General features: G+C 60.3%; 12 protein-coding genes. 7 read left to right on the top strand and 5 right to left on the bottom strand.

Annotated features, from left to right (window positions below; translation table 11 throughout):
- Nucleotides 1-41: 41 nt before the first annotated feature.
- Nucleotides 42-1,775, top strand: a complete 1,734-nt coding sequence (gene msbA / locus IGS60_RS03195) for a lipid A export permease/ATP-binding protein MsbA (protein ID WP_230502340.1) — start codon at nucleotides 42-44, stop codon at nucleotides 1,773-1,775.
- Between the two features lie 58 nt (nucleotides 1,776-1,833).
- Entirely contained in the window at nucleotides 1,834-2,934 is a 1,101-nt protein-coding gene (locus IGS60_RS03190) for a glycosyltransferase family 9 protein (protein WP_070224383.1), read from the top strand.
- 15 nt (nucleotides 2,935-2,949) lie between these two features.
- On the opposite strand, the gene IGS60_RS03185 is transcribed toward IGS60_RS03190, so the two are convergent.
- The 4 genes from IGS60_RS03185 to IGS60_RS03170 form a co-directional block, all read right to left on the bottom strand.
- Nucleotides 2,950-3,561 (bottom strand): response regulator transcription factor, encoded by a 612-nt coding sequence (locus IGS60_RS03185; RefSeq protein WP_070310517.1) that lies wholly within the window; start codon nucleotides 3,559-3,561, stop codon nucleotides 2,950-2,952.
- Nucleotides 3,548-5,143, bottom strand: coding sequence for an ATP-binding protein (locus tag IGS60_RS03180; protein ID WP_230502338.1), 1,596 nt, complete (start codon nucleotides 5,141-5,143; stop codon nucleotides 3,548-3,550). The genes IGS60_RS03185 and IGS60_RS03180 overlap by 14 nt, the downstream gene beginning before the upstream one ends.
- Before the next feature lie 119 nt (nucleotides 5,144-5,262).
- On the bottom strand, nucleotides 5,263-6,651 hold the full coding sequence (locus IGS60_RS03175) for a HAMP domain-containing sensor histidine kinase (protein WP_230502336.1): 1,389 nt from the start codon (nucleotides 6,649-6,651) through the stop codon (nucleotides 5,263-5,265).
- A complete protein-coding gene (locus IGS60_RS03170) occupies nucleotides 6,648-7,334 on the bottom strand; it encodes a response regulator (RefSeq protein WP_070224380.1) in 687 nt (228 codons plus the stop codon). The genes IGS60_RS03175 and IGS60_RS03170 overlap by 4 nt, the downstream gene beginning before the upstream one ends.
- Before the next feature lie 156 nt (nucleotides 7,335-7,490).
- On the opposite strand from IGS60_RS03170, the gene IGS60_RS03165 reads away from it, so the two are divergent.
- The 4 genes from IGS60_RS03165 to IGS60_RS03150 all read left to right on the top strand — a co-directional run bounded on the left by IGS60_RS03165 (nucleotide 7,491) and on the right by IGS60_RS03150 (nucleotide 10,349).
- Complete coding sequence (locus IGS60_RS03165) at nucleotides 7,491-8,312, top strand: MipA/OmpV family protein (protein WP_070224379.1); 822 nt, start codon at nucleotides 7,491-7,493, stop codon at nucleotides 8,310-8,312.
- A 103-nt stretch (nucleotides 8,313-8,415) separates the two neighbouring features.
- The gene (locus tag IGS60_RS03160; RefSeq protein WP_070224378.1) at nucleotides 8,416-8,955 is read left to right on the top strand and encodes a universal stress protein; all 540 of its coding nucleotides are present in this window, start codon (nucleotides 8,416-8,418) and stop codon (nucleotides 8,953-8,955) included.
- A gap of 46 nt (nucleotides 8,956-9,001) precedes the next feature.
- The gene (locus IGS60_RS03155) at nucleotides 9,002-10,000 is read left to right on the top strand and encodes a VirK/YbjX family protein (protein ID WP_230502334.1); all 999 of its coding nucleotides are present in this window, start codon (nucleotides 9,002-9,004) and stop codon (nucleotides 9,998-10,000) included.
- Between the two features lie 118 nt (nucleotides 10,001-10,118).
- Nucleotides 10,119-10,349 (top strand): DUF6139 family protein, encoded by a 231-nt coding sequence (locus IGS60_RS03150; protein ID WP_070224376.1) that lies wholly within the window; start codon nucleotides 10,119-10,121, stop codon nucleotides 10,347-10,349.
- Nucleotides 10,350-10,414: 65 nt separating this feature from the next.
- Here IGS60_RS03150 and dnaE read toward each other — a convergent pair whose 3' ends face one another.
- On the bottom strand, nucleotides 10,415-13,954 hold the full coding sequence (dnaE, locus tag IGS60_RS03145) for a DNA polymerase III subunit alpha (RefSeq protein WP_230502684.1): 3,540 nt from the start codon (nucleotides 13,952-13,954) through the stop codon (nucleotides 10,415-10,417).
- Nucleotides 13,955-14,523: 569 nt separating this feature from the next.
- Between dnaE and IGS60_RS03140 the strand changes: the two genes are divergently transcribed.
- Nucleotides 14,524-15,738, top strand: coding sequence for a hypothetical protein (locus IGS60_RS03140; protein ID WP_230502332.1), 1,215 nt, complete (start codon nucleotides 14,524-14,526; stop codon nucleotides 15,736-15,738).
- Nucleotides 15,739-15,775 lie beyond the last annotated feature (37 nt).

Below are 15,775 nucleotides of genomic sequence, written 5' to 3'. Positions count from 1 at the left end.
CGCCTGACCGTTTTTGCTGCCCCCTGCAAGGAATCATACCGATGCTCACGCCCGACCTGAAGCGCCTTACCGCGCTGCACGCGCCCTATAAGAAACACCTGGCCCTGGCCCTGCTGGCGATGGTCGTCACGGCGGGCACGGAACCGCTGCTGCCGTATGCGCTCAAGCTGCTGCTCGACAATGGTTTTGGCGGCAAAGTGCGTTTTTCCTTCTGGCTGGTGCCGCTGATCGTCATCGGCATCTTTGCCATCCGCGGCGCGTCGACGTTTGCCAGCAGCTACCTGATGAGCTATGTCTCCACGCGCATCCTCAACGAATTGCGGCGCCGGATGTTTGCCAGCATGCTGAACTTGCCCATCGACTTCTACAACACGCACACGGTGGGCAAGGTCATCAACTCCATCATGTTCGAGGTGCAGCAGATCATCGAGATGGTAACCAAGGTGTTTACCTCGATCGTGCGCTCCTCGCTGACCGTGCTGGGCTTGCTGGCATGGCTGCTGTACCTGAACTGGGCACTGACCCTGGTGACCCTGGTGCTGCTGCCCGTGCTGACCATCGTCGTGCGCACCACGGGCAAGCGCCTGAAAAAACTCAACCGCGACTCGCTGGCCGTCAATGCCGAGCTGACCCAGGTCATCGAAGAAACCACGCGCGCGCAGCAAGTGATCAAGATCTTCGGCGGCCAGGCCTACGAGAAAGCGCGCTTCGAAGAGCGCGCCGAACAATTGCGCCGCTACAGCATGCGCATGACCACGACCTTTTCCGCCACCGTGCCCATCACGCAGGTAATTACGGCCGCCGCCGTGGCCCTGGTCATCGTGATGGCCCTGTTCCAGTCGGAGCAGGGGGAGATCACGGTCGGCGGCTTTGTATCCTTCATCACGGCCATGCTGATGCTGCTGACGCCGTTGAAGCAACTGGCCGAAGTCAACGGTCCCCTGCAACGCGGCATGGCCGCCGCCGAAGAAGTCTTTTTGCTGATCGACAAGACACCGGAACGCACGGGCGGCAAGCCGCTGGCCGGCCGCAGCAAAGGCCGCATCGAGTTCAAGGACGTGAGCTTTGCCTACCCCGGACATCCGGAACCGGCCCTGCGACACATCGACCTGAACATCGCGCCGGGACAAACGGTCGCCTTTGTCGGCATGTCCGGCGGCGGCAAATCGACCCTGGTCAGCCTGCTGCCCGGCTTTTACTCGGTCAGCAGCGGTGAAATCTTGCTCGATGGACAGAATATCGATGCCATCGCCTTGACCAGCCTGCGCAGCCAGATCGCCATGGTCAGCCAGCAAGTGGTGCTGTTCGACGATACCCTGGCCGCCAATATCGCGTATGGCGATGCGGCCCCGGACCGGCAGCGCATTGAGGCCGCCGCCGCGGCAGCCTTCCTGTCGGACGTCATCGACGGCTTGCCCGACGGCCTGGAAACGCGCCTGGGCGACAATGGCTCGCGCCTGTCCGGCGGCCAGCGCCAGCGCGTGGCCATTGCCCGCGCGATCTACAAGGATGCGCCCATCCTGATTCTCGATGAAGCCACCTCGGCACTGGATACGGAGGCGGAACGGGCCGTGCAAGCGGCACTGGAACACCTGATGCAAGGAAAAACCACCTTAGTTATTGCTCATCGCCTATCAACAATTGAACGGGCGGACCGTATCGTGGTATTGTCACATGGGAAAATAATGGAAACCGGCAGTCACCAGCAATTATTGGACGCCAACGGCGCCTATGCCAATCTGCACCGCCTGCAATTTTCCCAGCAAGTGGCATGACACCATCCCACCCAGTGGTATGACACCATCGAATGAATACCTGAAATCGTACTGATACATGACGCCCTTGATTCCCGCCGAACTGCTACAAAAGTCGGACAAAATTCTGTTCATCGCCCATCTGGCGCTGGGAGACTTCACCTACCTGCAAAACGGCTTCCGCGCCTTTGCCGCGGCCTACCCGCATATCCAGATCCACCTGTGGGTCGATGAAGTCCGACGCACGTCCGACGCCAAACAATGGGAAAGCTTGCGCACCTATTCGCTGTATGACTGGGTGGAACAGTCGGGCCTGTTTTCCAAGGTGTACCGCAAGACTTACAGCCCCGCGCTGTACGAAGAGTCGCTGCGCGAAGCCAAGGCGGAGCACTATCCTGTCGTCGTGTCGCTGGCCCACGTACGGCCACAGCAATATGCGGACCTTGCCCGCGCGATCAGCCCGCACGGGCTGGTGATCGGCACGCGCAAGCCGTTCAGCCCCTTGCGCCCCTGGCATTACCTGGCCTACCGCAAGATCGATGCCGTGCTGGCCTCGTATGCGGGACAGGATGCCGGCGAACACCATATCAGCAGCGTGTATGCGGACTGGTTCCATCAATTGACGGGACTCGACATTCCCGTGGCCGAACGCTATCCCTTCGTGCACATTCCCGAGCACGCATTGCAGCAGGCGCAAGAGCAGCTGGCCGCCTGGGGCTTTGCCCCGCGCCAGGGTCCGCTGGTGCTATTGAACCCGTTTGCCAAGTCGCACAAGCGCGGCTGGCCCCTGGAGCGCATTGCCGAGCTGATCACGCGCATGCAAGCGATGCCGAAATGGCAGCATGCCTGCTTCCTGATCAATGCCATGCCGCAGGAACTGGCCAAGGTGGATGCCGTCGTGCAGGCGCACAACTTGCCGCGCACGCAGGCCTTCAGTGCCGTCGACAACTTTTTCCAACTGCCGGCCATGCTGGCGCAATGCGACCTGATTATTTCGGTGGAAACATCGATCATGCATCTGGCAAACGCCGTGCATGTGCCCGTGGTGGCATTGATGCGCAAGAAGAATCCCGAATGGGCGCCCTTCGACAGCGCCAACAGCACCGTCATCACGGTGGCGCGGCGCAGCGACTGGGTCAAGGCAATTTCAAGCGATCAGGTATTGAAGGCGATCGCCTAGAGAACTCTTCCTCGGCTAGCCGGTGCCCAGCATGCTGATGCGCACCAGGTCGGCCACATTATCGACGCCCAGCTTGTCCATCAGGCGCGCCTTGTGCACTTCCACCGTGCGTACGGAAATACCGAGCGCCGGGGCGATATCGCGGTTGTGCTGGCCCGTCACCACCAACTGCATCACTTCGCGCTCGCGCGGCGTCAAGGCGCGCAGCAAGGCGAGCCCTTCCACCTGGCGCTGCAACTGGCCGCGCGCCTGCGCCTCGCGTGAAAACGCTTCATCGATGGCGGCCAGCAGCTTGTCGTGGTCAAATGGTTTTTCCAGGAAATCGCTGGCCTGCGCCTTGAATGCCTGGCGTGCCAGGGCCACGTCGCCGTGCCCCGTGATGATGATGATGGGCAGCATGCATTTGAGCTCCAGCAAGCGGCGCTGCAGGCTCAGGCCATCCATGCCCGACATGCGGATATCGATCAGCAGACAACCGGCCCACTCGGGCCGCCAGCTGTGCAGGAAATCCTCGCCGCAGGAAAACAGCGCCGTGCGGTAGCCGCGTATGCCCAACAGCAAACCCAGCGCATCGCGCACGGCGGGATCGTCGTCCACGATAAACACCGTCAAATTACTTGTCACCATACTCTCCCTTGGCAGCTGCACCGGCGTGCGCCAGGGGCAGGATAAAACGAAACATACCATGCTTGCCCACTTCAGCCCATAGCTGGCCGCCATGCGCTTCGACGATGCTGCGGCTGAGTACCAGCCCCAGCCCCAGGCCGCTGGCCTTGGTCGAGACGAACGGTTCGAACAGGCGCGCGGCCAGGCTGTTGGAAATGCCGGGCCCGCTGTCTTCCACGGACAGGCGCAGCCGGCCGCCCTCGAGCGGCTCGGCCGACACCGTGATGCGGCGCTGGCCGCGCGGCTGGGCCATCACCGCATCCTGTGCATTGGCCAGCAAGTTACGCAATACCAGTTCGATTTGCAGGCGGTCCGCATTGACGGCCAGCGGCGACGGCGGCGCCAGTGCCAGCTCGATGCCATGCTCATGGAACAGCGGCGCGAACTGGCGCGCCAGGCCCTCGATCAAGGCGCTCGCCTGCACCGCCTCGAGCTGCATCGCGCCGGTACGGAAAAAGTCGCGCAGGCGGCGCACCACGTCCGCGGCGCGTCCCGATTCAACGATCATGTGCCCGATGGCGCCCTGCAGCAAGGCGCCGTTCTCGCCCCGTTCCAGCAGGTATTCGCACGCCTTGCCATAGGTCGACAAGGCCGTCAGCGGCTGGTTCAGTTCGTGCGCCAGGGCGGCCGCCATTTCGCCGGCCGCCGCCAGGCGCATCGTGTGCTTCAGTTCGTCGGCCACCTGCCGCATTTCATCGACGACGATGCCGATAAAAAAGCCCACCAGCGCCAGTACGGCGTCGAGCAGTTGCAATTCATAAAACTGGATATCGACGGCATGCGTCCATTTCACCAGGGTAATGATGCATAACTGCAATACAAACACGGCCAGCACGGCGCCATGCAAGCCCTGGCGCGAGGCGGCCCAGATGACGGGGAGAAACAAAAAATAGAAATGCTTGTATTCGGAACGCACGATGGAACCGAAGACGCTCCACAGCACGAAGCAGGCCAGGGCCAGGTACGCCAGGGTTTCCCAGCGCCAGACGGCGGCATGCAGGCGCTCACGCCCGCGCTCGCTGAACAGCACCCAGATCAGCGGCATCGACACCAGCATGCCGACCGTGTCGCCGATGCCGAAACGCCAGACGGCCGTGCCCCATTCGGCGGACGGTATGCGCCCCGTGAGCGACAGCAATGAAATATAGCCGATTGCATTGAGCGCGGTGCCAAGCAGCACGATGAGAACCCAGGCGCTCAGGCGGCGCCGGTTGTCGAAGATGTCGCTGCTGCTGAAACTGCGGCGCAAGACTACGCCGATACCGCCATAGCCGAGCACCAGCCACGCCGAACAGAGCAGGGTCAGGGGCAGGCCTGCCGGCATGCCGCGCACCAGCACCTCGCCGGCCACCAGGGCGATGAACCATGGCAGCGCCGCCTTGCGGCCGTGGATCAGCCAAAATACCAGACCCAGCGCGGGGTCGGGATTCCACGGGGTGATGTTCAGCCCGTACATCGGGTCAATATACGTGGCCCAGTCAAACAGCAGGTACAGGCCGACAAAGGCGGGATACGGCAGGTAGCGGGACAGGAAGGGGCGCATAACGGTGTTTTTTAAACTGTTCCGCATTATGCATCGCAAGCGTGCGCCACGCCATGCCATCTTGCGTTATAGGCACATGAAATAATTTTCAGACAATATCGCAAAGCCTGCCAGCGCGGTCAGGCTACGGCCAGGGGCAAGCGCACCTCCACCAGCAAACCCAGGCCACCGTTACCGCTGTGCAACTGAATCGTGCCGCCATGCTGGCGTACGACGGAAGCGACGATCGACAAGCCCAGGCCGCTGCCTGGCTGCGCCTGCTGCGGCGCGCGGAAAAAGCGGTCGAACACGCGGTCATACAGTGCCGGCGCGATGCCCGGTCCCTGATCGGCCACATGCAACACGGCCTGGCCCCGCTCCGCATGCAGCGACACCGTCACGCTGCTGCCGCGCGGGCTGTACTTGATGGCGTTTTCCACCAAGTTATCGATCAGCGACACCAGGCTCTCGCGCTGTCCGGGCACGCTGAGCGAGATGCTGGCTTGCAATTCAAGCTCGATATCGCCCGCCTGGGCCAGGCCGGACAGGGCCGCCAGACGATCTTGCAGCAAGGTATCGAGCGCCTGCCGCCGCGGCAACTCGCCCGCGCCCGCCTGCACTTCACTGCGCGTCAGCTGCAGCAGCTGGCCCACCAGACGCGCGGCCCGGTTGCCGCTGTTCAAGATACCGTCCAGCAGCTCTTGCTGGCGCGCATCATGCACCTGGCCCTGCAAGGCCTCGACATTCACACGCATGGCCGCCAGCGGCGTGCGCAGCTCATGCGTGGCATCGGCGATGAAGCTGCGTTCGCGCGCAGCGCTGGCATCGACCCGCTGCAGCAGCGCATTGATATTGTCAACCAGTGCCGCCAGTTCGCCATGCGGCGGCTTGAAGGTCAGCGGACGCAAATCCTGCGGCCCGCGCGCCGCCACCTCCTGCGCCAGCTTGCGCCACGGGCGCATGGCAAGGCGGATCGACAGCCAGGCCGGCACCAACAGGAACGGCAAGCTGATCAGCAACGGCAGCAGGTAGTAACCGCGTGAATTGATGGTGATGAACAATTGCCAGGCGCCTCCCGCTTCCAGCACCGTCACGCGCGTGCCGCCCTCTGCCAGGCTGCGGCTGCGCCAGGCCTGGCCCTTGATGTACACGACTTCCATCTGTTCCGGGCCGGCGCTGCGGATCCCGCTGGGCGCATCGGGCGACTTGTAGACCAGCTTGCCTTCGCGCCAGACCAGGATGCGCGGCGCCAGTTCCGGCACCTGCCCCGTTTCAAACTCCTCGCGCAGGGCTGCGTCGATGGCGCGCAAGCTTTGTTCCTGGCGCTGCGGCTGCTCGGCCAGGTTATCGGCCACGCTGATAATGGCATGCAGGACGCCGCGGCTGACAGTGCTCGCTTCATCCGCGCCCTCGACCAGCACATACGCCACGGCCAGGCTCCACACCATGGTCAGCATCAGCATTTGCGCCATCATCAGGCGGCGTACCAGGGTAGGCTGGCGCAGCATGGCCCAGAAACGCCCCATCATGCGCCGGCACCCGATGGGGTGGATGATTCGCCCTGCTGGTCGATCACATAGCCGACGCCGCGCACGGTACGGATATAGCCTTCGCCTATCTTGCGGCGCAGGTTGCCCATATGCACGTCAAGGGTATTGCTGGCATTGGCGAGCCCGCCGGGCAGGATATGTTCTTCCAGCACGCGGCGCGTGATGACCCGGTTGGCGCGCATCAGCAAGGTCTTCAGCAAGGCATATTCACTGGCCGTAAGCTCCACGGGCCGGCCATGCACGCTGACACGGCGCGTGGGCACCTGCAGCAGCAGGCCGCGCAACTCGATGGTGTCGCCGTCGAAGCCATAGCTGCGGCGCGCCAGGGCGCGCACGCGCGACAGCAGCTCGGCCAGCACGAAGGGCTTCACCAGGTAATCGTCGGCGCCGCCATCGAGGCCCCGCAAGCGCTGCTCCAGCGTGTCGCGGGCGCTGAGGATCAGCACCGGCAAGCGGGCCGCGCGCAGCCGGGCCAGCAAATCGAGGCCATCGCCATCGGGCAAGCCCAGGTCCAGCAGCACCAGCTCGCAACTGTCGTGCTCGATGCTGCGCGCCGCATCCTCCAGGCTGCGCACCCAGACCACTTGCATGCCCTGGTCGCGCAAGGCGATCCGCACGCCGTTGCCCAGATCCATATCATCTTCAATCAGCAATATCTTCATGGTGGGTATTAAACCACCGCAAGCTGAAGAAAGGGTAAAGAAGCGCTCTTCATGCAATCTTAATAAAAGGCTCATTTTTCCTTCATGGCAAGGACAGATACTACCGGCAGTCAATCGAGCCACTCCGGACTCGGTTCTCATCTGACGGAAAACTCCATGCACGCACCCACAACCCTGCTGACCTCGCTGGCACTTGCCAGCGGCATGATCCTCAACCCGCTGGCCGCCGCGGCGGCCGAACCGCCGGCGGAAAATGTCTTCACCATCGGCGGCGGTGTCGCCGCCGTCTCCAGCTATTCCGGCGCCGACAAGTTGTCGGCCTCGCCGCTGATCATCCTCGATTACGCCATGGCCAATGGCCTGTTCTTCAGCACGTCGCGCGGCATCGGCTATGGCGGCCAGGCAGGCGCCTTCAGCTACAGTGCAGCACTGGGCTACCGCGGCAACCGCGAAGACCACAAGCGCACGGGCGCCAACGGCTGGGGCGGCAGCGATTACCTGAAGGGCATGGGCGAAGTCAAGGGCAACGCCAGCGCCCTGCTCAGTGCCGGTTATTCGCCTTTGCCGGGCCTGTCGCTGAGCGTCACGAGCGACATTCCCCTGTCGAACCGCGAAAATGGCGCGAACGTGCATTTCGGCGCCACAGGACAGATCTACGGCCGGGCCGATGCCAAGGGCGTGCAGCAAGACAGCGTGACCATCGGCGGCCAGCTGGGCTGGGGCGAGCGCAAGTACGTGCAGACCATGTATGGCGTGACGGCCACCCAGGCCGCCAATACCTCGTTCAAGCAATACACGCCCAAGGGCGGTTTCTACGAAGCGCAAGCCACCGTCAACTGGGAACACCGCTTCGATGCACGCTGGGGCATCAATACGCTGATCGGCGTCGAGAGCCGTCTGGGCGACGCGGCCAAGAGCCCCATCGTGCAGCGCAAGACATCGCCGATCGGCGCCGTGTATGTCACTTACCGCTATTAACAACACGCGAACATAAGGGAAACCCGTACGCTGTTTCGCCAATTTACAGCGGATACGGGCATGGATAAGATGACACGGTTTTTCCACCACGGCCATCTTTTCCATGCATGCATCGCGCCTTGCCCCGCAACGCCCCCGCGCCCCGGACAGCGCCGCGAGCGCCTGCGGCAAGCCGGGCCAGGATACCTTGCTGCTGCTCTTGCCCGTCAAGCGCGCCAGCGACATCATCTATGGTGCGCGCTACGCCAGGCGCCTGCAGGAATGGGGCATCAAAGTGTGCGTCAGCCTGTTGCACGTGACACCGGCGCCGCGACGCTGCGCCGATGGCCTGCCCCGGCACAGCGCCAATGAATGCGATGCCCTTGACCTGGCCACGCAGCACATGATGCACGAGGCGGGACTCTACCTGAGCCGCTCTCATATCGATTTCAGCACCCACATTTTCGCCGGCGAGCCGCTGTTTACGATCCTCGATACGGCTGAGCTATTGGGTTGCCACGAAGTCGTCTTGCCAGCACACAAGCAAGGCGGCTGGCCGCGCCGGTTTTCAGGCGGACTGGCCGGCAAGCTGGCGCGGGGCAGCCGCGGCACCACCATCCTGCTGGCAAACCACGAGGGCGTCAGCAGCCCTGTACCCGTCTGAGCCGGAACGGCTTCGACGCTCCTCCTTTATCATGGACATGCGCACGATGATGCCAACTATTACCCTGTCTGACGGCTTGATGGCGATGCCGAGCGGCATGCGCCGCTGGCGTGAACTGCTCAAGCTGCATCTGCGCGCCCGCGTGCAACAGCGCCAAACCCGACTATGGCTGCAACTGCTGAACTCGCATCCGGTGTTTCATGATCTGGTACATGCCTATCCGCACATGATCCACAAGGTCTACCGGCCTTACCTGAGCCTGACCTTGAATTGCCACCAGCGCGTGGAATTGCTGGCCGAACACTACCATTTCATCTTGCAGCAAGGTTGGGGCAAGCTGATGGCTCAAGCGGCGCACGGGCCCGTACGCCTGGGCACAGTGGCGGGCAAGTCGGGCGCGTCCTACCACCTGCAACTGTGTTCGCTGCATCCGATGGACCGCGAAGGCGAGATGGTGCTGCAACTGGTGGATGACGACGACGTCCTCTATTCGATCGCCTTTTCCTTCTTCGGCAGCCAGTTGCGCGCCACCCTGGGCATGCGCATCGGCTGCCTGCAAGGCCCGAAGGGCGAGGAAAGCGCACACCGCGTGCGCGAGGCAACGCGCGACTTGCACGGCTTGCGTCCCAAGACCCTGATGGTGCGCCTGGTGCGCCAGCTGGGATATGAGCACGGCTGCCGCAAGATGCTTCTTGTCGGCAATATCAACCGCGCCGTACACCACTCCGCCAAGAAAGGCCGTTTGTTCGCCGACTACAATGCGCTATGGCAAGAACTGGGTGCGCAAGTACGCCAGGATGGCGATTTTGAGTTAGCGTGCGAAAACCTGCCTTTGCCGGCGCTGCAAGACATTCCTTCCAAAAAACGCTCGGAAGCACGCAAGCGCCACGAATTGACGCTGGCCATGATCGCCAGCCTGCGCAGCGGCCTCGACGCCCATCGCAGCCCGATGCAAGCCGCCACGGCAGGTGCTGCGGCCGCCGCCAGCGAGGCGCGGCAAGCGGCCATGCTCGATGACGACGACTACGCTTCCGTTGTCGCCTGAGCGCCGCCCCCACCTGCGGCACACGCTACAACCCGTGCACGGCGCAATCCTGTTACGCTAGCGCTATCGGTACGCATTACGGTGCGCCGGTTCCCCCAACGCTTACTAGGAGGCATTCATGCGCGTAGACATCTACCGCCGGGCCGAGCACGACGGCATTTTTTCCTACCTCGCCGTGCCGGAAGGAAAACTCATTCCGGAAGAAGTGACCAATACCGACTGGCAGCTAGAAGTACGCGCCAGCGAAGTGGCCGACGATGCCCAGATATTGCCGGACTACCATATCGAACAGCCGCACCAGCAGATCGCCGCCAAGGGCTATGCGATCACGGGCCTGAAAGACATGTAAACGTAAAAAAAGCCAAACCAGCATGTCTGCGGTTTGGCTTTGTCGTATGCCACGAACGGTGCCGGTCAGTATTCGACCGCCACCTCTTGCGCACCCAGCATTTGCTCCAGCGCCATCTGCAATTCATCCGATGGCGCCACTTTCCACTCATCACCAAACTGCAGCACGCAACTGACGCCTTGCGGGCTGACCCGCGCGGCGATCGGCAAGCCCGTCTCGGCTCGGTGCGGCATGATCACGTCTCGGATGCGCTTGGCGTCCAGGGTGGCCGGCAAGGTCAGGCCCAGCTGGCGGCCATATTGCACGCGCGCGGCGATGATGTCGAAAGCGCTCTCGGCCGTGATCCGCAAGCCGCCCGAAAAACGGTCTTCCGATACCTTGCCCACGACGGCCAGGAATTCATCTTCCTTGAAGATTTTCCGGTTGGCATCGAACAGTTCGCCATACACCGTCACTTCCACCGTGCCGCTCTTGTCATCGAGCGTGACGATGAGGATCTTGCCGCGCTGCGTCATCTGCGTGCGCAAGCCCGTGATGACGCCGGCCATCATGCGCGGCTCGCGCGAAGGCGACAGTTCCGACAATTTCGTGCGCGCGAAACGGCGCGCCTCGGGCGCATACGAATCGAACAGGTGGCCGGACAGGTAAAAGCCCAGCGCGATCTTTTCTTCCGTCAGGCGCTGTTTATCTGTCCACACGGGCACCTTGACGTACTCGGGCGGCGCCACCATGTCGCTGTCGTCGCCGCCGAACAGGCTCACCTGGTTGGCCGCCTTGGCGGCCTGGTCGGCGCATTCCATGGCGAACGCCACGGAAGCGAGCAGGATGGCGCGGTCGACCTTCAGGCAGTCAAACGCGCCGCTGCGGATCAGCGACTCGATGGTGCGGCGGTTGATCTGCTTTTTATCCACGCGCTTGCAGAAATCGAACAGGCTCGTGAATGGCCCGCCCGCCTCGCGCGCGGCGATGATGGCTTCGATGGCATTCTGGCCCGAGCCCTTCACGGCGCCCAGGCCGTAACGGATCTGCGTGACTTTCTTGCCGCTCACGGACGGCGGCGCGCCGCTCGGCGTGAAGCGGTAGTCGGATTCGTTGATATCGGGCGGCAACAAGGTCAGCTTGCAGATTTCCAGCGAGTCTTCCACCAGAATCTTGATCTTGTCCGTGTCGTCCATGGCCAGCGACAAGTTGGCGGCCATGAAGGCGGCCGTGTGGTGCGCCTTCAGATACGCCGTGTGGTACGACAGCAGGGCGTAGGCGGCGGCGTGCGATTTGTTGAAACCGTAGCCGGCGAACTTTTCCATCAAGTCGAAGATCTCGTCGGCCTTTTCCGCCGTCAAGCCGTCTTTCGCCGCACCGGCGCGGAAGATCTCGCGGTGCTCGGCCATCTCTTCGGCCTTCTTCTTGCCCATGGCGCGCCGCAGCATGTCGGCGCCGCCCAGCGAGTAGCCGCCGACGATCTGCGCCATCTGCATCACCTGCTCCTGATACACCATGATGCCGTAGGTTTCGGACAGAATCGATTCCGTGCGCGGATCGGGATAATCGAAACGTTCACCGTGCTTGCGCTTGCAAAAATCCGGAATCAGGTCCATCGGGCCCGGACGGTACAGCGCCACCAGCGCGATAATGTCTTCAAAACGGTCGGGACGCGCGTCTTTCAGCATGCCCTGCATGCCGCGCGACTCGAGCTGGAACACGGCCACGGTCTTGGCCTTGGTCAGCAAGTCGTAGGACGGCTTGTCGTTCAGCGGCAAGGTCGCCAGGTCGAAGTTCGCCTGCGCGGGATCGAGCTGCTTGATGTAGCGCACGGCGCGGTCGAGGATGGTGAGGGTCGTCAGACCCAAGAAGTCGAACTTCACGAGGCCGACGGCCTCCACGTCATCCTTGTCGTACTGCGACACGACGCCCGAATCGCCGCCCTGCGTGTACAGCGGACAGAAGTCCGTCAGCTTGCCCGGGGCGATCAGCACGCCCCCCGCGTGCATGCCGATATTGCGCGTGATGCCTTCGACCTGCTGCGCCAGGTCCAGCAGCTGCTTGACCTCTTCCTCGTTTTCCAGGCGCTCCTTGAGCAGCGGCTCTTCCTCGATGGCATCGGCGATCGACACGGGTTTACCGGGCTTGAACGGAATCAGCTTCGAGATGCCGTCGCAGAAGTTGTAGCCGAAATCCATCACGCGGCCCACGTCGCGGATCGCGCCCTTGGCCGCCATGGTACCGAAGGTGGCGATCTGCGAGACAGCCTCCTTGCCGTACAAATCCTTGACGTGCTGGATGACGCGGTCGCGCCCTTCCTGGCAAAAGTCGATATCGAAGTCGGGCATCGAAACGCGTTCGGGATTCAAAAAGCGCTCGAACAGCAGGTTGTATTGCAATGGATCGAGGTCGGTAATGAGCAGCGAATACGCCACCAGCGAACCGGCGCCCGAACCGCGGCCCGGACCGACGGGCACGCCGTTTTCCTTGGCCCACTGGATAAACTCCGCCACGATGAGGAAGTAGCCGGGGAACTTCATGTTGCAAATCGTGTCTGTCTCGAATTTCAAACGCGATTCGTAGCGCGGACGCTCCTTTTCGCGGCGCTCCGGGTCCGGATACAGCTGGATCAAACGCTTTTCCAGGCCCGCCTGCGATTCGGCCACGAGGAACTGGTCGATCGTCATGCCCGGCGGCGTGGGGAAGTTCGGCAATTGCGGCTTGCCCAGGGTCAAGGTCAGATTGCAGCGCTTGGCGATTTCCACGGAATTGGCCAGCGCGGCCGGGAGGTCGGCGAACAATTCCGCCATGTCGGCCTGCGACAGGAAGCGCTGGCTGTCATTGAAGCGTTTCACCCGCTTGGCGTTGGCCAGCATTTCGCCTTCGGCGATACAGGTGCGGGCTTCGTGGGCAATGAATTCCTCAGGAGAAATAAATTGCACGGGATGCGTGGCCACCACGGGCAAGCCCAGCTTGGCCGCCAGCGCCACCGCATGGCGTACCTGCGCTTCCTGGTTGGCCTGGCCGCCGCGCTGGATTTCAATATAGAAATGGCCGGGGAAAATCTCGGCCCAGCGCTGCGCATTGCGTTCGGCCAGGGCCAGGTTGCCATTCTCGATGGCGATACCGACGTCGCCGAAATGCGCGCCCGACAGCACGATCAGGCCATTGGCCGCGCTTTCGCCCGGGTACAGGTCATAGGTATTCGTCGCCAGCGCTTGCAGCCACTCGATGCGCAGCTCGGCGCGCCCCTTGTACTGGTTCGTCAGCCAGGCCGTCGACAGCAGTTCGCACAGCTGCAGATAGCCCATGCGGTTCTTCGCCAGCAACAGCAGGCGCGACGGTTTTTCGCGGTTGTCGTCATTCGTGATCCACACGTCGACGCCAACGATGGGCTTGATGCCCTTGCCGCGCGCTTCCTTGTAGAACTTGACCATGCCAAACAGGTTCGACAGGTCGGTGACGGCCAGCGCCACCTGCTTGTCCTTCGCCGCCGCCTTGACCACGTCGTCGATGCGCACGAGGCCATCGACGATCGAGTACTCCGAGTGCACGCGCAAATGGACGAAGGCAGGACCGGGCTGCATCGCTTGCTGTGAACCTGCCGGAGCGCCGGCCTCTTGCATTACCATTTCCATCCTGTGTACCGTTTCGTGCAAAATTCAATGGGGTCTATTCTACCGCGTCGCGGCCTTCAACCGCATGCCGGCCAAGGCACTTGCAACAGGCTGGCCGCACTTTGCTGACTCAGGCGCCTGCCAAGATATGCGGCTACCTTCACAAAAACGCCGCCTGCAGTGATTTCCCTGAACAAGCACCAAAAATATAAGAACAATGTTTTAAAAAAAACCATCAAAAGAAAAAATTTTCATAAGGAAGGCAATTGCCTTGAAAGTTATCTAATTGATATCACTCTACCCAAGCTTAAAATTAGCGACTATACTGCACACTACGATTACATAAATTAAAATTCCATAAGAAATTTACATCCAAAAAAACATTAATAAATAGAAATTCCAATTTCTTCACATGAAAGAAAAATTAGCAATACTCCCCTTAATCCATCAGCCCTAATAAAGCTTCTCGCTCTGAAAATAAAGCATAAATTTCCGCATTCCGGCCTGGACGGGGGCACAGGAAAGGCATCAAGAACTAAAGCAGGCGTAGCAGCAACCATGAGATAGCTATCTATTCGATGAAAAATTTTATCTATGTAAACCTCAAGGAAACAAGCGATGACGACGTTACAAATCGCCTTGTTGAACTGACAAGAATAAAAAAAGTAAACATAGCCATTATATTAAATGATGTATATGTCAACAATTTCATTACGTTTTTTCTTGAAGTAGAAAAAGACAAGCGCTTCAACATCCTCATTATTGCCTGCGACCGAATCGAGTATGATTTTTCTCCGGGCGCGTCTGGAAGTCAAGTATCGGCATTACTGGACAAGCACTGTATCCCGCACATCGTCAACCCTGACATCGCGACCTTACATGCTTTTGAACCCGATTTCATTTTCACATCCAACCCATATGATATGTATATTACTCCGGACTTTCGTTCGGACAGTCTTTGCACCATTGGAAGAGTTGCACATTTCTCATATGGCGCCACATTGATAAAATGGGAAGGAGATTATCAATTCCTCAATAATAATGAATTTCTCACCAATGCCTGGCGTATATTTATTGAATCAGACCTGATATTTCCTGAAAAAGAAAAATTCGTGGCTCTCGGATATCTAAAAATCGATAGTTATCTGCATTACGACAAGCACCCGAACAAGTTCAATAAGTTCAGTATTGCCTGGAAACCGCGCTGGACAGTAATGCAAGACTCGGGCATTCATGAATTCATCGATTTTTTTCTTACTATCGCACGCACGAATGATATCATCCTCAATTTCATCACGCACCCGATGCTTTTCTCAGCACTGCACCGCGCCGGAGGAAACGAGCACGTCTTGGAAATGCTGGAGGAGCTAAAAAAACTGGAAAATGTCAACTTCATTTCCGGACCTGACTTCCTGGATGATGTATTGGGTTCCGATGTATACATTGGCGATATTTCCTCGACACTGGCAGAATACTGTTCAACCGGAAATCCGATCATTTTTACCGATACGCATGCCAATTTAAACCAACTTGGCATCAGCATCATTAACGCCAGCTACATCGCAGGGAATCCCAATGAATTGGAATTACATCTAAAGAACCTGATGATGAACGTAGACTCGAAGCGCGCATTACGGGAAAATCTCTATGCTGAAATTTTCACCTATGATGACACGATATCGACAGCAAAAAGATTAAAAGAATATCTTTTCCACCACCGGAAAGATGCAACGTCCACCTCCCCCATCTTGATGGTCTCGGACGACGCCAACAAAATTTGGCCGGCTGACTAGCGTCAGCTTTCGGCTTCAGCCCAGCAAGAAAAGAGAG

Origin of the sequence: Janthinobacterium sp. FW305-128, assembly GCF_020858135.1 — a bacterium.
In the GTDB taxonomy this organism is placed as follows: Bacteria; Pseudomonadota; Gammaproteobacteria; order Burkholderiales; family Burkholderiaceae_D; genus Janthinobacterium.
The sequence above is the reverse complement of the archived record's forward strand: the minus strand, read 5'-3'. Positions and strand labels throughout refer to the sequence as shown.